Annotated in this window: 2 protein-coding genes; both read right to left on the bottom strand. The window is 70.1% G+C overall.

Annotated elements, in window-relative coordinates; genetic code table 11:
• Nucleotides 1-78: 78 nt before the first annotated feature.
• The gene (locus AB0D08_RS40690) at nt 79-1,794 is read right to left on the bottom strand and encodes an acyl-CoA dehydrogenase family protein (RefSeq protein WP_033820735.1); all 1,716 of its coding nucleotides are present in this window, start codon (nt 1,792-1,794) and stop codon (nt 79-81) included.
• A 61-nt stretch (nt 1,795-1,855) separates the two neighbouring features.
• On the bottom strand, nt 1,856-2,398 hold the full coding sequence (locus AB0D08_RS40685; RefSeq protein ID WP_033820736.1) for a PadR family transcriptional regulator: 543 nt from the start codon (nt 2,396-2,398) through the stop codon (nt 1,856-1,858).
• Between the last annotated feature and the right edge of the window lie 133 nt (nt 2,399-2,531).

Here is a 2,531-nt window from a genome sequence, read left to right as displayed (position 1 = left end):
GGGCGGGCGCGGGGGGTGTTCCGGTCTCGCTGCGCTGCCCCCCCCCGCGGCCGTGCACCGGCCGGCCTGGCGGAACGGCTACGGCTGCATCTCGTAGGCGCCGGAGAGCGCCTCGACCTGCGACCAGACCCGGGCCGCGCGCCCGGTGTCGGCGACCGGGCGGCGGACGTGGGCCAGCGCCCAGGCGGCCTGCTCCTCGGTGGTGGAGGCCTTGCCGTGCAGCTCGGTGGCGTGCGCGGAGAAGTCCCGCACCAGGGCGTCGAATACCTGGTCCAGCACGTCGCGGCCTTCGTCGGACGCGGTGAGGCCGGTCAGCTCGGCCTGCTCCAGCACCAGCTGGCCGTAGACGACCAGCGCGAACAGCTGGCCGATCTCCAGCAGGAAGTCCAGGTCCTGCTGCTGCTCGGCGCTGGGCGCGTGCGAGAGCAGCAGCGCGCAGAAGCCGTCCGCCTGCTCGCGGAAGCGGGCCACGTTCGGGACGTCCGCGTGCGCGTCGTAGGCCGTGCGCCAGTCGTGGAAGCGGATCGCGCCCAGGCCCCGGGCCGGGCCCTGGCGGAACAGGAACTCGTCGTCCGCGGCGTCCAGGCGGCTCGGCACCGGCGCGTACTCGGCCGGGTTGAAGAGGTAGTTGCCCATGAACTTGAGGATCAGCGCCAGGTTGACGTGGACGGTGCCCTCGAGCTTCGGCAGGCCGCGGATGTCCTTGGCGGCCTTGTCGAAGTAGGTGTCCGCCTCGAAGCCCTTGGCCGCGATGACGTCCCACATCAGGTCGATGACCTTCTCGCCCTCGGTGGTGACCTTCATCTTGGTCATCGGGTTGAAGAGCAGGTAGCGGCGGTCATCGGGCGAGGCGGTGCGGAAGTAGTCCACCGCCCGGTCGCTGAACAGCTTCATCGCCACCAGGCGGGCGTAGGCGTCGGTCAGCTCCCGGCGCACGTGCGGGAAGTCGGTGACCTTCTTGCCGTACAGCACCCGGTTGTGGGCGTGGGTGAGCGCCTCGTACATCGCGTGCTCGCAGATGCCGACCGAGGCGGTGCACAGGTTGAACTTGCCGACGTTGACGGTGTTCAGGGCCGCGTCGAAGGCCGCCTTGCCGGTGTGCAGCACGTCCTCGGCGCGGACGGGGTACTCCTCCAGCCGGAACTCGCTGACGTACATCTGCGCGTTCACCACGTTCTTGACCAGGTGGTAGGCCTCGTGGCGGCTGTCGGCGGCGAAGAAGACGTAGCCCTCGGGGCCGTCGACGTCCGAGCGGCGGCCGAAGACCGAGACCAGGCCGGCCACGTTGCCGTTGCCGATGTAGTACTTGGAGCCGGTGGCGGTGAAACCGCCGTCGCCGTCCGGGGTGAGGATCATGTCGGTGGAGTAGATGTCCGCGCCGTGGGTGCGCTCCGACAGGCCGAACGCCATCACGTGGCCCTCGGTCAGCAGCTTGGCGGCGCGGGCCCGGACGGCCTCGTTCTCGCTCTGCCAGACCGGGCCGAGGCCCAGGATGGTGACCTGCCAGGTGTACCAGTAGCCGAGGCCGTAGAAGCCGAGGATCTCGTTCAGCTCGGCGTTGCGGGCGGTGTCCCAGCGCTTGGTGCCGTCGGCGGACGCGGGCGTCAGGAACTCCGCGAACAGCCCCTCCTTGGCGGCGAACTCCAGGAAGTCCGCGTACCAGGTGCGGTCGATGTAGCTGTCGATCAGCGTCTTTTTGCCGCGCGACTCGAACCAGTCCACGGTGGCGCGCAGCAGCCTGCGGGTCGGCTCGTCGAACTGCACGGGGTCGTAGGAGCGCGGGTTGAACAGCATGGTGGCTTCCCTGGGGGTCGAGGGTTCGAGGGCGGGGTTCGGTGGGCCTCGGGCTTCGGGCTCAGTGCGCGAGGCGGTGCAGGGTGGCGAGCACGTCGTCCAGCCAGGCGAGGGTCATCCGCTCATACTCGATGCCGCCGCGCAGCACCACGTGCTGCAGCTCCTGGCGGGTGTCGAGGGTCGAGCCGGCCGGGAAGTCCCGCTGCTCGCCGGCCAGGTAGCGGGCCAGTAGCGCGGCGTGCGACTCCCGGTGGCGTTCGACCTCGGAGATCAGTGCGCCCGGGTCGTCGAAGGCGGCCGCCCGGATCTTGACGGCCAGCTCGTGCCGGACGGTCTCCGGCTCGACCGGCTCGCGCAGCCAGCCGGAGAGCGCGGCCCGGCCGGGGCCGGCCGCCGAGTAGACCTTCTTGTCGGGCCGGCCGTCCTGGGCGATCTCCTCGGCGGCGATCCAGCCGTCCGTCTCCATCCGCCGCAGCACCCGGTAGATCTGCTGGTGGGTGGCGGTCCAGAAGCGGCCGATCGACCGGTCGAACCGGCGTGCCAGCTCGTAGCCGGAGCCGGGCTGCTCCAGCAGCGAGACGAGGATCGCGTGCTCCAGTGCCATGGCCGCATCTTGCTATGCAACGAGTTGCATAGGCAACGGGGCCTGCCCGGGTTGAGACGCAGCTCACCCTCGAGGCTTCATAGGTAGATCATCGACATATGGCGATGGCGGGCCTATGCTCGCTCCCATGACA

This window comes from Kitasatospora sp. NPDC048540, from assembly GCF_040651175.1.
In the GTDB taxonomy this organism is placed as follows: Bacteria; Actinomycetota; Actinomycetes; order Streptomycetales; family Streptomycetaceae; genus Kitasatospora.
The sequence above is the reverse complement of the archived record's forward strand: the minus strand, read 5'-3'. Positions and strand labels throughout refer to the sequence as shown.